This window comes from Enterococcus sp. LJL128 (assembly GCF_056924295.1).
Window position 1 is genome coordinate 354,354 of sequence record NZ_JBXPBP010000002.1, and the last position, 14,123, is coordinate 368,476.

At 36.7% G+C, this 14,123-nt stretch carries 13 protein-coding genes, 1 tRNA gene and 1 pseudogene; 3 read left to right on the forward strand and 12 right to left on the reverse strand.

All coding sequences use genetic code 11. The annotated features are described in order from the left end of the window. Window positions 1-36 precede the first annotated feature (36 nt). A complete protein-coding gene (locus tag AC1Z3K_RS04710; RefSeq protein ID WP_426080864.1) occupies window positions 37-171 on the reverse strand; it encodes a hypothetical protein in 135 nt (44 codons plus the stop codon). Between the two features lie 304 nt (window positions 172-475). Here AC1Z3K_RS04710 and AC1Z3K_RS04715 point away from each other — a divergent pair. Beyond that, window positions 476-549: transfer RNA gene (locus AC1Z3K_RS04715), tRNA-Arg, on the forward strand. A 241-nt stretch (window positions 550-790) separates the two neighbouring features. Here AC1Z3K_RS04715 and AC1Z3K_RS04720 read toward each other — a convergent pair. From AC1Z3K_RS04720 to AC1Z3K_RS04760, 9 genes and pseudogenes are all read right to left on the reverse strand, one after another. Then, window positions 791-1,243, reverse strand: coding sequence for a site-specific integrase (locus AC1Z3K_RS04720; protein ID WP_461731994.1), 453 nt, complete (start codon window positions 1,241-1,243; stop codon window positions 791-793). Window positions 1,244-1,304: 61 nt separating this feature from the next. Beyond that, a pseudogene (locus AC1Z3K_RS04725) lies at window positions 1,305-2,579 on the reverse strand (FtsK/SpoIIIE domain-containing protein); the annotation flags it as partial. A gap of 1 nt (window position 2,580) precedes the next feature. Continuing rightward, window positions 2,581-3,000: a GNAT family N-acetyltransferase gene (locus AC1Z3K_RS04730; protein WP_461731995.1), complete on the reverse strand. Its 420-nt coding sequence runs from the start codon at window positions 2,998-3,000 to the stop codon at window positions 2,581-2,583. A gap of 70 nt (window positions 3,001-3,070) precedes the next feature. Further along, window positions 3,071-3,445 carry a YdcP family protein gene (locus AC1Z3K_RS04735; RefSeq protein ID WP_461731996.1) on the reverse strand — a complete coding sequence of 125 codons (375 nt, stop codon included), beginning with the start codon at window positions 3,443-3,445 and terminating at the stop codon, window positions 3,071-3,073. 20 nt (window positions 3,446-3,465) lie between these two features. After that, the gene (locus AC1Z3K_RS04740) at window positions 3,466-3,780 is read right to left on the reverse strand and encodes a YdcP family protein (RefSeq protein WP_461731997.1); all 315 of its coding nucleotides are present in this window, start codon (window positions 3,778-3,780) and stop codon (window positions 3,466-3,468) included. A 177-nt stretch (window positions 3,781-3,957) separates the two neighbouring features. Continuing rightward, window positions 3,958-4,305 carry a hypothetical protein gene (locus AC1Z3K_RS04745; protein ID WP_461731998.1) on the reverse strand — a complete coding sequence of 116 codons (348 nt, stop codon included), beginning with the start codon at window positions 4,303-4,305 and terminating at the stop codon, window positions 3,958-3,960. Between the two features lie 140 nt (window positions 4,306-4,445). Then, the gene (locus AC1Z3K_RS04750; protein WP_461731999.1) at window positions 4,446-8,306 is read right to left on the reverse strand and encodes a SpaA isopeptide-forming pilin-related protein; all 3,861 of its coding nucleotides are present in this window, start codon (window positions 8,304-8,306) and stop codon (window positions 4,446-4,448) included. 219 nt (window positions 8,307-8,525) lie between these two features. Beyond that, window positions 8,526-8,678, reverse strand: coding sequence for a hypothetical protein (locus AC1Z3K_RS04755; protein ID WP_461732000.1), 153 nt, complete (start codon window positions 8,676-8,678; stop codon window positions 8,526-8,528). Window positions 8,679-8,957: 279 nt separating this feature from the next. Further along, on the reverse strand, window positions 8,958-9,617 hold the full coding sequence (locus tag AC1Z3K_RS04760; protein WP_461732001.1) for a hypothetical protein: 660 nt from the start codon (window positions 9,615-9,617) through the stop codon (window positions 8,958-8,960). A gap of 653 nt (window positions 9,618-10,270) precedes the next feature. Here AC1Z3K_RS04760 and AC1Z3K_RS04765 point away from each other — a divergent pair. After that, window positions 10,271-11,095, forward strand: a complete 825-nt coding sequence (locus AC1Z3K_RS04765; protein WP_461732002.1) for a hypothetical protein — start codon at window positions 10,271-10,273, stop codon at window positions 11,093-11,095. A gap of 92 nt (window positions 11,096-11,187) precedes the next feature. On the opposite strand, the gene AC1Z3K_RS04770 is transcribed toward AC1Z3K_RS04765, so the two are convergent. Continuing rightward, on the reverse strand, window positions 11,188-12,426 hold the full coding sequence (locus tag AC1Z3K_RS04770; RefSeq protein ID WP_426080861.1) for an aminopeptidase: 1,239 nt from the start codon (window positions 12,424-12,426) through the stop codon (window positions 11,188-11,190). A 231-nt stretch (window positions 12,427-12,657) separates the two neighbouring features. On the opposite strand from AC1Z3K_RS04770, the gene AC1Z3K_RS04775 reads away from it, so the two are divergent. Next, window positions 12,658-13,227 (forward strand): TetR/AcrR family transcriptional regulator, encoded by a 570-nt coding sequence (locus tag AC1Z3K_RS04775; RefSeq protein ID WP_426080860.1) that lies wholly within the window; start codon window positions 12,658-12,660, stop codon window positions 13,225-13,227. Between the two features lie 196 nt (window positions 13,228-13,423). On the opposite strand, the gene AC1Z3K_RS04780 is transcribed toward AC1Z3K_RS04775, so the two are convergent. Beyond that, complete coding sequence (locus AC1Z3K_RS04780; RefSeq protein WP_461732003.1) at window positions 13,424-14,122, reverse strand: TIGR00266 family protein; 699 nt, start codon at window positions 14,120-14,122, stop codon at window positions 13,424-13,426. Between the last annotated feature and the right edge of the window lies 1 nt (window position 14,123).

A 14,123-nucleotide genomic window follows, 5' to 3' on the forward strand; every position in this document is an offset into this window, starting at 1 on the left:
GGCTGGTGTTTCGGCAAATATAAAGTTAGATAAAGGTTATTTCTCTTTTTTATCCGCTTCTTTATCAGTTGCTTTTTGTTCTTTCAGAGCTTGCTTAAAGATTTCTTCCTTTTCCTGCTTATAATTGTCCTGTCGTTCCGCAAATACCTTCTCTTTTGGTTTGTCAGTCATACAATCAACTCTCCTTTTTCTCTTCTTACTATAATCTTAGCATTGACAGCGCTTGATTTCGATATATATGCCTACAATTACTGAGAAAAAGAAAATATTTTCCTTTTCCGAATAATGATTGACAGAAAAGGGGAAGAATCATAAAATGAAATGGTATGCTTTTATTACTGAGCTACTATATGTAGCTTTGATAAAGATAGAAACTCTGCCAAAGCTTGATAGGTTAAATATCAACTGAAAATAGGCTTCCTTAGTAAAATGGATATTACGTAAGGGCTTGTTGAACAAGTGCCAAATTGAATATGTCCCCGTACCTCAGTAGGATAGAGGGTTCGCCTCCTAAGCGAAACGTCGCTGGTTCGATTCCAGTCGGGGACGTCACGATTGACATGCTGAAAGCCTTTAATATCAGTGGTTTTCAGCTTTTTATATATTATAGTTTTATATGAAATTCAACTGTATGTATTCTCTGATTTTATTTAAACATAGTAGATAGATTTTTCTTGCCTTCGATTTTCAAGAGGTAAGAGAGTTTGCTAACACAATTTTTTTCGAGCTGATTTTTTATCAGTTTTTCATCAATTTGCTAACACTTTTTGTTAGCAAGAATCACAAGCCCCTAGCCGTTAGCAAGACTAAGCATATCTTGTAGACGCTGTCTATTAGTTTCATCAGACATAAATTCTACTAAATTAGTGAAGAAATCATCTTTGCTTGAAACAGATTTTTCTTTAGATTCATCAAGCGAACCGTAGAATTGTTCATCTAACTTCTTGGCATTCAAGCGTCTATCTTCATCAATTACTCTGGAATAAACGTCCATTACCATTTCAGCTTCGGGGTGACCTGTATCACCTTGAACAGATTTAATATCACCATTTGTCATTTTTAATTTATAGCCTGTACTTAGGTGGCGTAGGCTATGGAATACTACAATTTCAAGGTTGTTTGTTTCGCATAGTTCTTGAAATCTATCACGGATAATTCGACCCTCTACAGGATTTCCGTTGTCTAATGCAATGACTAGGTTGTAATCATTGTAAGCCGTTCCTAAGAACTCCTTTAATTCCATTTGCTCATCTTTATAACGACGTAGAAGCAGTGAAACAGTTTTAGGTAGCCATACAACACGATTTGATGGGCTTTAAGAAAAATTGTTTTGTTGTATCACTACCAAACATCATGCCATAACCAAGCTCACTCATGCGCCCAAGGGCAACACGGAAGTTAAACTGGTCACGAATCCCATCACCCAAATATTTTGCGTCTGGACGCTGACAAGCCAAGATTAGAAAGAATCCAGCTTGCCGACCTAGCATTACAATCTGTTTTAGCTTGCTTATCACTTCGGCACTTTCACGCCCCAGCATATCCATAAATGCGACATACTCATCAAAGATAAGGAAGTTAGCAGGTAAGTCAAGATAGGCATAGTTTTCACCTGTTTTATAGTTTGGGTGTTGCTTCATTTCTTCGCTACGAGTAATCATATCCTCATGAAATTGATTGATACACTGGAGCATATCATCTTTGCGATAGTAGACGTTATCCATAACAGTTTCTAAATCTGCAAGGTCACTATTTTTAGGGTCAAGAATATATAGTTTGGCATTGGTGTGAAGCAAGGCTTCAATAATAGTGAGAATGAAATAACTTTTCCCACCTCCAGTACCACCAGCGATTAACATATGCGGTAGGGAATCGTATTCCCAATAAACAGATTCCATTAGTTTCAATCTACCAGCACCAGCTACTGCTTCATCAATCTGAATACGACTAGCGATAGTATCATAAAGTAAGGTGTACTCAATATAAGAATCCTTTAATTCCTTATCCACAAGTTCGCAATACAAACCAGTTTCTAACTTGTTTTCAAGCTGTAAAAGTTGGTCTTGATACTTTCCCATAGTGATTTCAACATTGATGTGAATAAGACCATCTTTGAGATAATAGTACATCTTAGGAAAATGACTAATTCGCTCTTTTGTCTTTGAGCTGGGTAGGTCTTTAAAGAAGCCCTCAGATTGAACCTGTTCAGCTTCATACCAGCCATTTTGTAGAACCATCTTTGCCAGCTTTTGTCTATGTTCAAGCTGTTTGATGTTATCAATCTTATAGTAGTAATAAAGAAACCCAACAAGTAGGCATGCAAAAAGGGCAGTGATTACACTACCCAAGAAGTATGGCGTTTGTAGTTGATTGATAAAATCGTCAAGTGTTACCGTTTCCCAATCCACCGCCATGATAGCTCTTAAATGAAAAGGTATCATGACACAGGAGAATAGGGCAACCATTGAAACAGTAAAAAAGTGATAGACTAATTGTTTATCACTTGCTCGGATTCGTTTTCCTTTGTATTTAAAAATTATAATTTCTCCTTTCTGAATAAAGAAAGTGAAGTTATGCATTTTAGATTTCTTTTATAAAAAACATTTCCATAGGTTGTTTATATTTTGGAATATCAATAATCAATGCCCCAGCGTCATGGAATCCTATTTTTCTATAAAAGTGCTGTGCATTTTCATCAACTTGCGTAGAGGTCATGAGCATACCATAACCTAGTTCTTTCATTTCATTTTCCCAGAATTCCATTAAAAGTTTTCCATAACCTTTACTTTGGTATTTTGTATCTATATAGAGCATTGTACAAAAAGGGGTATTATCCCAAAATAAATTATATCGTAATAATCCTATTGGAATATCATTTTCCAATAACAAATACGCCATTTTATCACGTACTTTATTATCAAATTCTACTTTTGAAATATGTTCATCAAGTTTAAACCAAAATGCATTATCCTCTTTTTTAGCATATCTAATATATGGCATAATTTTACCCTCCATCAAATTTCATAACTTTCTCTTATTATATACTATTTCTTATAAGTAGAGAATCCTGTTATTTTTTATCGTGATTCTGCTTCTGGTCGGCTTGCTGGTTTTGTGTTAGTCTTTTCAATACGATATCTTCGGCTTTGATATACCAGTCTACGTCAGCACCTTGAAACGTAGCAGTAGCTACCGTGTCAGCAATGGGGTTAATGATTTCAACTTCGGCGTTGTAGTCAAAGTTTTTAACTCCAGCAGAAGCAGGGATACTAACTTGTATCATGCGTCCTTGTTCCTTACATTTTAGGTCAAAAGTACGTTCTTTGACCTGTTCGGTTACATTGCCCTCATCATCAACAATCTTGACCTCTCTACGCAGGGCGGAAAACTTCAATGCTCCAAATGTTTTTTCTTTTTCAATTACGATTCCTTCGGCTAATCTCATATTTAATTACCTGTCCTTTCTTACGCTTTGACGATATCGTCAGCATACATGATATAGTTTGTGAATCCACGAGTACCAATTTTGTAGCCCTCTGCTGTGATACATGGGTTTACTAATTTTACTTTTTGCTCGATTTCAAAGTGCTTTTCTCCAGCTTCGGCAGGAAGAATGACGATAATATCATCAGCTCTTTGAATGTTTGAGTAAAGATTATAGCTACGTGAGAGAATGGTAGGTTTACCATTAATTCTTCGCTGTTCAACCTTACCCTCTCCAGCATATTCTAATTGTCCAAATGTTTTTTCCATGTTGGGTATTACGTGTTTTAATTCCATATATTTTTACCTCATTTCTTTCTTGAATGTATTTTTGATTAAATTGTAATGTTTTGCTATTTCTTCTCTGGATGGAGAACGTATTGAGTGCATATGCAACCACCTCATTTCTAAATAAAGGGAACAAAAAAAGCAGATACTGTTTTTAGCACCTGCTTAGTAAACTTATAATTAATGTTAGACAATATTCTCTCCGAGTATTATTTTAGGCATAGTAGTTAAACACCTTGTCCATCTTTTATAAAATTGTTCAATTCCCAGTTTTGAAACTCTTGCATGAGTTTCTTCATCTTCTACAACCCAGTATAGTACATAAGTTACTTTACCAACATATCTTGTCAAAGGAACTGGGTTTTCGCCTGCTTTAACAGCGTTAAAGTCTTTTTGTCTATGGGTGCGTTTAATGTACTTCACTTCAACAACACCTTTTTGCTGTTTGTAAAATTCGGCAACTTCTTTCATAAGTTGCTCAATTTCATCTTGTTTATTGATTTTTGCTTCATATATACATATCTCATTAAACATTATTTTCCCTCCTGTCATTTTGTATGTTATTAAGTATATTATAAGGTGGCGGAAACCTTATAGCAATAGGGAAAGTATTGTCTTTTGTAAAAATGCAAGGTACGTCAATAACTTGTCGTAATCCTTGCGTCTATTTTCTATTATTCAGCTTTTGCTTTTTTACGGCGGAAGTATAGAACTCCTAATGCACTTACCGATAACACAAGACCTAATGCAAAGATAGCAGTATTTGTAGTGTCTCCAGTTTGTGGCATTGATTCATTTTTGTTAATCTTCTTGTTTGTCATTTCGCATTTCACAACCTCTCCGTTTTCAGTAATTTCAAATTGCATAGGGGTATCATCAAGCTGGTAACCCTCTGGAGCGTCATACTCTTGAAAATAGTAGATTCCCTTTGGTAACTGTTCAAAAGTATAGATACCTTTCTCATTGGTGCGACCCTCTGCAATCACTTCTTTTTTATCATCAAGGATTCGTACACTTGTATTTGGCAATAATTCACCAGTTGATACATCTTTTTTAGTTAATTCAGCCGTTCCTTTTTTCAAGTAGTTAGCTAATTTAAAAGTGATTGTGGCTTCGGTTTCCTCTGATGGTGCAGGAGTTTCACCAATTAGTTTGTTGTCTTTGTCATACGCTTTGATACCATCTTTGGTTGATTCAATACGAATAGCATCTTTTGATAAGACAAAATCATTTGATGATGGAGCTTGTTCTTTTAAGTAGAATGTTCCAACTGGTACATATTTGAATATTCCTAGACCATCTTTAGTGATAGTGACTTCTTGCATAACATCACCATCTTTAGTTTCGAGGGTAAATTTCGCTCCAGTTCCTAATGTATCATAAGTGAAAGTGACACCTGTTTCTTTGTCGAAAAAGGCTTTTTCATTCACTTTCTTCATGGTGAACTCGTTTAAATGTAGCTTGTTCAAAATTGGTTGGCGAACAATCTTTTGTAAGGTTTGTTTGCCGTAGGCTACCGTATCGCTGTAAATATGAATCGGGTAGGTAGCATGATTGTTTTCGGCAGTAAATTCAATATCATATTCCGTATCATTGGCAACATGACTTTCCCCAGCGTCAATCTCTTTTAAGTAATATTTGCCTTGTGGCAATTTCACTTCAAAGCTGGCAATTCCGTCATTCACCATTTGATAACCAACTAGAGCATTGGCAGGTACTTGTAATTCGTCAGTTAAATGTTGTTCCTCACGAGTGAAGATACCAAAGACTTTGCCGTTTCCTTTGATGATTTCAAGTTCGGGCTTGTTCTCATTCCAATCAGTGATAGATTCCTCATTTTTGAATAATTGAATATCTAAAGATTGGAAGTCATTTGTTGCTGTTAATGAAGTAGAGGTAAGCTCTACTAATTGTCCAGCGTATTTCAGTTCAAACGGAATTGGGGTAGGGTCAATAATAAATCCACTTGGTGCAGAGGCTTCAACGGCTTGGTATTTTCCAAGATATAGTTCTGGTGATTGCCATTCGCCCTTATCATCAGTAGTTAAAGTAGCAACGACTTTACCTTTTTTCGCACGAATTGTACCATCATTGGTCTTGATGTCCTCAACGGCTTCAATGTGGTAAGTTACACCAGCGATTGGCTTGTAGTCATATTGGAACTCGTATATTTGCCCGTATTCAGATTCTGTCACCTCAACACCAATTGGCGTTTGACCGGTTTTCGTGAAATCCACTACACCTTTTTGAGAATTATCTTTGAATCGGATTTCAATTAAGCCATCATTATGCTTGCCATCAACCTTGAATTTCGCTGGTTCTTTAGCTAATACATAGCCCTCTGGTGCTTGCACTTCGATTAACTCATATTCCCCATAAGATAGGGGTTCTGGTAAGATTGAGTAACCCTCGCTATTGGTGAAGAATGTATCAGTTTTACCATCTTCATTGAACTTTTGCATAGATACCAATTCGCCAGTTTGTAGGCTTTTGATTTGGAATCCAGCGTCAGATCGTGGAATCACTTTTTCTGTTTCAGCGTCCACTTTTACCACTTTTAACTTTTCTTCAATGACTTTGTTTTCTACAGCATAGTGGTGGGTTTCGTTTTGTTCACGAATTGTCACCTTGAAATCATCAGCAGGCTTGTAGCCCTCTGGCGTTTTAGTTTCTTTTACGGTGTAAGTATCGTAAGGTAGGTCAGTGAATTTCAAATAACCCTCTTTATCCGTATTGCCTTTAGCTACTAATTCACTAGTAGTATCACTGTAAACCGAGAACTCAACATCTTCTAATGGCTTAATTTCTTTATTGCCAAAGAGGTTAGTTAGCCAGTCATAGTTACCAAATTTAATCATATCGAATCCGCCAGTGATAACCGTTTCTTTGACAGTCGTTGTCTGCAAAGCCGTTTCAACGGTTTGTCCAGCGTATTCTAATTTGAATGAGTGTTTTTCTTCATCAATTAGGTAACCCTCTGGTGCTTTGGTTTCAACCCAATAATAATCATCAAGGTTGATTCCTTTTACAATCGCTTTGCCATCTTTGATGGTAACTTCTTTGATTAATTTATCATCAGAAGTACAGCGTAACTCGTAGATTGCTCCGTCAAGTTTTGCACCACCTTGTGGCTTTGCACCTGTTTTGGAATCTTCTTTGACAAGGGTAGCATTTCCTTTTTGTTCCACCTCAACTTGAGTAATAGAAGTGGTTGTGATTTCTACTGTCTGTCCTGCATATTTCAATTCAAATGGAATCTTTTCTTTGTTTAGCTGGTAGCCAGCAGGAGCTTTCGATTCTAAAGCATAGTATTTACCAAGCTTTAATGGAACTGATACAGCTTTCCCATAGTTATCTGTTGTCATGGTAGAAACTTTTGTACCATCAGCTTTGTAGATGTCATACACTGCACCACCTAATGAGTAGTAATTGTTTGGCATAGATGTACCAAAGTCTTTACCAGACTTTGAAAGGTAGACTTGTCCTAGCTGTTCTTTATTGCCTAAAGTAACGGCGATAGTGTCATTTGGATTGATGGTAACAGTCTTGATTTCACCTTTATTCACATAGCCATTAGGAGCGGTCACTTCACTAACAGTAACAACCGTACCCTCTGGAATATCTTTAATGGTAGCAAGTCCATTTGAATCCGTAACAACTTCTTTGGAAGTTCCATCATATTCAAACTTTAATTTTGCATTAGCTAAAGGCTTGCCAGTATCTTCATCAATTTTAGTAGCTTGAAGATTTCCAAGCTTAATCACATTCACTTTGATGCTGGCTTGTTTGGCACTTTCTAAGTGAAATTCAACCATTGATTGTTCATGTGGTTTGCGGTATACGATTGATGTACCAACTTCATTTTTCGGTACTTTACGATACGTGATAGAGCCATTATTGGAATCTTTACTGGGTGTAATCACAATCGTATTACCATTTTGTTGTAAGTTGGCATTGGTGTTATTTGATTCTAAGTTCATATCAGATAAGACACCATTAGAATCCGTAAGAGTAATTGAATCCCCAACTTTGATTGTCACTTCTTGCCCGTTCCAAGATGGTAGGGTATCGTGACGATTTACCATTGCAAGAATTTCATTTTTTCGTTGCTGGTAATTAGGAATGGTTGTAGATTGGTATTGGTCTCCTAATTCTTCCCAAATCATAACTTGTGTAACTGCGTAATCATAATGGCTCTGTCCTGTATTAGTGTAGCCGTAGTATGCAATCTTAGATAACTTATCCTTCTTGGCGTTGATATACGCTTCGGGAGTGTAACCCTCACCACTGTTGGCAACGATTCCCGATTCAATACAGAATACTTTCTTGCCATCCATCTTTAGGACGTAGATGTTTTGGGTCATGGCATAGCCAGTGTTTGGGCTAACACCCGTGTAATGGTATTTCGTTGGTTCATCTAAGTTTAGTGAACTGGCGAATACAGGAGGAGCAGAGGTAAAGAATGTGGTGACGATTGTTAAGACCGCTAGAAATCCACTGATGATTTTTCTGCTTAGTTTTTGTTTTGATTTCATATTTAATTTCCTTTCCGTTGATTGTTTCAACTTAATTCAAGATACAAAAAAAGACGCTCAACTATGAACGTCTTACAAATTAATTCTCTTAATATTCAGTTGTAATGCAAAATACGAGTATCTTTTCACTTTCGGTAGATATTTTCCAAAGCATTGGCGAAAGGTTCTTTGCTAACGATTGCTAACACTTTTAAGTGTAGTAAGGGATAGCAGAGGGAATTAGATTACACTTGTAATAGACCCTTTACCACCTTGTAATAACATTAGGTGGTATTTCAGACCATTCAATACCATTAGAGTAAATCCTGCATAGAGAATTCCTAAGCGAAACGTCGCTGGTTCGATTCCAGTCGGGGACGTCACGATTGACATGCTGAAAGCCTTTAGCAGTAAAGGCCTTCAGCTTTTTATTATAGTTCAGTATAAAAAAATTCCAAGTGAGTATGGTGGAGTATAATCGTTAACAATACTACCTTTTATCGTAACTTTATCTGAAATATCAAGTTCTAGAATTTTTGCACGACTGACCGTAATGTCTTGTTTGCATCCTCAAATTTTTTATTCCAGCACTTTCTTTCTATGAATATAGAAAAAAGGTATCCAGTTTCAAGAGTTTTTTCTATCAAAATGAAGTTCCTATTTAACGATATTTTATAGGATAAATGCTGCTGCAATTAATAGATAGCTCCATTTAAAATCTTTTTTGCAAAGTACATAAAGTATCCCTGCTAGAATAGAAAATGAAACTGTAAATAGGCCGCCACTAAATCCCTGTAATAGAAAGTGCATCAATCCCCAAGTTAATGCTAAAAAAACACCGCCGCTAGGAATATTATGATTCAGTAAAAATTGTTTTTCCGCAAATTGTTGACCAAATACGATAGTTAATACAATAAGTGCTGACTCGCCTAAGTAATAAAAAATCTGTAGCATATAAGTGAGAATACTTTTATTTGAACCATTAGTAAATTCTACGAATGGTTTGAACCCACCAAAGCCAAAAAAGGTTATTATTGTAATTAATATAATAAGCATGAATGCAATGGAAAATTCTTTGTTCGATAATTGATGTTTAAAGTGAAATACATTAAATTCAAATTTTCTTTTTGCATATTGTATTAATAAAATGGCGAAAGTAAACCAAAGAATCCCAGTTAAAACAGAATTTAAATTTTTATTTAATGGTGTAAAACCTAATGTATTTACCAAAAAACCAAGTAACAATTCCAAACTGAATCCTGTAAACCCATATAAGCCCAACCAAAGAAATTCAATAGGCTGTATTGTTTTCTGTTTTTGTGTCCCCGTCATTGTTAAATCTCCTTTTTTATATAGCATTAAATTACGTTATACAGGTGTTGATAAGTATACTTCAATATCTTTTGCTAGATAATAGTAAAAGACTGACGTAAAATATCTAAAAGTTAGTGTGACATAGCTCATTGAGTTGTAGCTCACTCACATGGAATCCAGATAAATTGTAGAAGTAGAGTGTACATATCGCTATTTTAACTGCGAAGAGTAATTGCAGGAGCAGCTATTTTGCTGCTTAGAAAGAATCGTAGCTTTCCATGATGAGTTCAGCGATTTAAGAATAAGGTGAATATTATTATAAAACTAATCTAAATAAGAAGACACTATGAGAAGAGCGAACGAGGTAGTCTGTTTTTTTGATTTTCTTTCATAAACAACAAAAAAAGTAAAAAAACAAAAGTTCAATATTTTAAGGATGTCAAATATGTTGTATCGAGAAATGTTTCTAGCCAAAATAGTGAATGAAGCATTCCTGCACTAAGTTTTTTCTATACACATTGGTTTAATGAAATCCATAATAACATAAAAGAAAAAAATTCTTTTTTTAAACAAATTAATGCATTAAATTGAAAATAAAAAAGTTAATTAAGTGATTTTATTAGTCTTTATGTATGATAAAATTATGTTATTCGAATGAAAGGAATGATTCAATGAAAAAGTTATTTGTGGGAAGTATGATGGTAATAGCTATGTTAGCGGCTGTGGGAAGCGGCGGTCCCGTCCATGGAGAAGAAAATGGCAATGATAAAGTATATATACCGGATTACAGTATTAGGGCCAATGTTTTTGGTGAGCTAGGAATACAGGAGCCGGAGGAGAGCTTTATACCCTCGATTAATCAATTGGGGACACTGAACTATATGACAGTTTTTGGTTCAGGAGACGGTTCATTTGGGAGTCTACATGGATTTCAGTATATGAATAATGTAAAAGAATTAGACGGAGGCTACAATGATAATATTCAGGATTTTCGTCCAATTAGCGGAATGACCTCCTTGGAAAGAATCAATATGAGTATGAATGTTTTCGAAGACAGAGATAGCGCAGTAGATATATCTTTTGCTCAGCACTTACCTAATCTAAAAGAGTTTGTATTTGAATACAATGTGCTTGATTTGACGCCGCTAAATGAAATAGAGAATCTAAAGAAAATTTCGGTTGGAAACTGGGGTGATCGGAATATTGTGAAAGGATCACAGCAAATTGTTTCTCGAAGTACTAAAGAATTTATGATGGTAAATCCTGTGACCTATTCAACTCAGTTCGAGGATATTGATTTGACAGTAACAGCAGTAGACACATCTGGCAACTTATTGGACGTATCTGTTAGTGAAGATGAAAAAGTTTTTACTATTAGCGATATTCCTGAAAATATGGAAAGCATTAAACTTCAGATTGAGAAAAGCAATTATGAAGTGGATTCAAATTATGTTCAACATATATCAATGTACAATGTTCCTTTGTATTGGAATTAATGAATAAATTTTATAAGCATTTTGGCTACTAAAACATACTAAGATTAGTGGGTAAGGTATTCCGTCGAATACCTTACCCACTATATTTTTAATTAAGCCCAGTCTCCATTGCGGAATACTGGTACGCGTGTTCCATCTTTTCTGATTCCATCAATATTCATTTGGTCAGAACCAACCATGAAATCAACGTGTGTCTGACTGCGGTTTAAGCCGGCTTCTGTCAGTTCTTCTTCGGTCATGCTTGTTCCATTTTTGATGCTGAAGGCATAGGCTGAACCTAAAGCAAGGTGATTCGAGGCATTTTCATCAAATAGCGTATTATAAAATGTAATCCCTGATTGAGAGATTGGTGACGGGTCAGGTACTAAGGCCACTTCACCCAAACGCTTGGCTCCTTCATCGATTTGCAAAAGTCCTTCCAGAGCTTTTTGTCCTTCTTCAGCAGAAAAATCGATGACCTGTCCGTCTTTGAAAGTAAATTTCATGCCGGAAATAGTTGTACCGGCGTAGCTTAATGGTTTTGTGCTGGAAATAAAGCCGTCCACACGACGAGCATCCGGCGCAGTAAATACTTCTTCAGTCGGCATATTTGCCATGAACTTTTCACCGCGGGCATTGTAGCTGCCGGGACCTTCCCAGAGATGATTTTCCGGTAAGCCAATCGTAATATCCGTTCCCGGTGCGGTATAGTGAAGGGCGGTAAACTGTTCTTTATTTAGTGCTTCTTTTTTTGCAGCAAGAGTTTGATCATGCTTGTTCCAAGCTGCAACGGGGTCTTCTTCGTAAATGCGCGTTGTTTTGAAAATCTCATTCCAGAGAGCATCAACTTGTTCATCTGTTGTTTTCAGGTCGGGAAAGACCTTCGCTGCCCATTCTTTGCCAGCAGCTGCAACAACTGTCCAACTGATTTTATTGGCCTGAGTGGCTTTTCTCAGTCCCAAAAGGGCTTTGCCAGCCGTACTTTGATAAGTCGCTACACGTTGAGAATCAACACCGGCTAAAGCATCTGGATTAGAAGAAACGACGCTGATTCTGCTAGCTTCCCGATCGATCCAGTCATTGACTTGATCTGCTTTATAAGCTGGATAATTTTCTAAATATTGTTCATCCGCATGAGTAAGAAAGCTCTTTTGAATTTGATCATCTGTCCATTGTACAATGACTTCAGCGGCCCCCATTTGATAGGCTTCCTCTGTAATAAGACGAGCTAAAGGAGCCTGATCAACATCAATATGCAGAACGATTGTATGACCCGGCTGGACATTGACTCCGGTTTCTACAATTAAATGAGCATATTTTTTTAATAAAGTTTCAAAATTTGATAAAGTCATGAAACATCCTCCTAAAATGCATTTACTAAACGTAAATATCATAACACGTAAAAACTGCAAACTCAATTGAATCACTCGAAGTTGAACCTGGAAAAAATGGGTATTTTCGTCCTATTTTAATGATTTTTCTAAAAAGAGAAGTTGTATTTTGCAGAAATCTGCAATCGTGTTACAATAACAGTAGATATGATATGGAAGCTTTGTTGAGGATAGGTAGAGAGGATTGAGAATATGGCAAGAAAAAAAACGATTACAAAAGACCAAATACTGAATGCTGCCTACGATGTAGTAGCAACCGAAGGATTCTCGAAATTTACAGCAAGAAATATCGCAGCAAAAATGAAGTGTTCTACTCAACCGATTTATTTGGAATTTGAAAATATGGATGACTTAAAAGAGGCGCTGTTTGCTAAGATTCACCGTTACCTTTCTACAGAAGTATTTCCTGTGGAGCATACTGGAAATACAATTATTGATTTGGCTTTGAACTATATTCATTTCGCAAAAAATGAAAGCAAGTTATACCGTGCTTTATATCTGGAAGAATATGGGGGCGGTCAGCGAATGCAGGAGTTTTCATATACGTACTTCTCAAATGCAGTCAAGCAGGATGCTGAGTATGCAGATTTGGATGAAGTTAAAATTAATTCATTACATATGGGAACTTGGATCGTTGCCACGGGGATTGCTGCACTTATGACCTCGGGAATCATTTCGGCTACAGACGAACAGATTGAAGATTTAATGAAAGAAAGCATCAATACCGTTTTAAAGCGTGAGAAGCCCATTGATATTCATTAGAAAATTATATGAAAGAAAAACTATTAAACAGCAGAGGATAATGCCGCTAACGGTGACATTATCCTCTGCTTTGGTTTTATTATAGTAAGGAATGAAAAAGAGTGTTGCCAAGGTCAGCTCATTGCTGAAAGCTAAACTTTTTCAGCTCTGACCTTAGTTCTTGAAACGCCTAGCCTCATTCAGCATAGGTTATCTCTTATTTACCTGTGGCAATAAATGGCGCAACCATTCCTGCCAAAGCTTCAACATTTCTTGTTTGAATAAGTACTGTACCCCGGCCATGGAATTCATTGACTAAACCTTCACCTGTAGTGAAGCCGAAAAGACCAGATGCTACTTTAATGTTGTAGTCTAATGATTCTGTCCAAGCAACTACGTGCTGATTGTCGATGACAAATGGTTGGCTGCCGTCAAGCTCTAATTCAACGATATCTCCATAAGCATTAACCAAAAGCGTTCCTTTGCCGGCTGTTTCCATTACGAAGAAACCGCCAGTACCGCCAAAGAAGGCAGTGCTTACTTTTTGACGTTTCATCTGATAAGAAACAGTTGAATCACAGGCTAGAAAAGCCCCGTCATTTAAGCGCCAGTGCTCCATTCCTACCTGTAGCTCACGAATAGCGCCAGGGGTTCCTGGAGCTAGTGCAATTTGTGCTCCGTCTGTTAAACCAGTTGCCTGAGTGATGAAGAAGCTTTCGCCGCTGCTCATTGAACGGCCTAATGCACGGATTGCTCCGCCAATTCCGGATTGCCCGTTACTGTTCATTTTTCCTTCCAGATTTACTTGCCCGTTGTGATAAACCATCGCTCCCCGTTCAAGTTGTATCATTTCCCCATTACGTAAAGTCACCTCTACTAATGGAAACAACGTGTTTTCTGTCATTGTATACTCCATC

Coding starts and splice junctions, on each gene's coding strand:
- AC1Z3K_RS04760 (WP_461732001.1), bottom strand. CDS start 9,617: ATGACGGGGACACAAAAACAGAAAACAATACAGCCTATTGAATTTCTT.
- AC1Z3K_RS04775 (WP_426080860.1), top strand. CDS start 12,658: ATGGCAAGAAAAAAAACGATTACAAAAGACCAAATACTGAATGCTGCC.
- AC1Z3K_RS04750 (WP_461731999.1), bottom strand. CDS start 8,306: ATGAAATCAAAACAAAAACTAAGCAGAAAAATCATCAGTGGATTTCTA.
- AC1Z3K_RS04740 (WP_461731997.1), bottom strand. CDS start 3,780: ATGGAATTAAAACACGTAATACCCAACATGGAAAAAACATTTGGACAA.
- AC1Z3K_RS04770 (WP_426080861.1), bottom strand. CDS start 12,426: ATGACTTTATCAAATTTTGAAACTTTATTAAAAAAATATGCTCATTTA.
- AC1Z3K_RS04730 (WP_461731995.1), bottom strand. CDS start 3,000: ATGCCATATATTAGATATGCTAAAAAAGAGGATAATGCATTTTGGTTT.
- AC1Z3K_RS04765 (WP_461732002.1), top strand. CDS start 10,271: ATGAAAAAGTTATTTGTGGGAAGTATGATGGTAATAGCTATGTTAGCG.
- AC1Z3K_RS04780 (WP_461732003.1), bottom strand. CDS start 14,122: ATGGAGTATACAATGACAGAAAACACGTTGTTTCCATTAGTAGAGGTG.
- AC1Z3K_RS04720 (WP_461731994.1), bottom strand. CDS start 1,243: ATGGAATTAAAGGAGTTCTTAGGAACGGCTTACAATGATTACAACCTA.
- AC1Z3K_RS04755 (WP_461732000.1), bottom strand. CDS start 8,678: ATGTCAATCGTGACGTCCCCGACTGGAATCGAACCAGCGACGTTTCGC.
- AC1Z3K_RS04710 (WP_426080864.1), bottom strand. CDS start 171: ATGACTGACAAACCAAAAGAGAAGGTATTTGCGGAACGACAGGACAAT.
- AC1Z3K_RS04735 (WP_461731996.1), bottom strand. CDS start 3,445: ATGAGATTAGCCGAAGGAATCGTAATTGAAAAAGAAAAAACATTTGGA.
- AC1Z3K_RS04745 (WP_461731998.1), bottom strand. CDS start 4,305: ATGTTTAATGAGATATGTATATATGAAGCAAAAATCAATAAACAAGAT.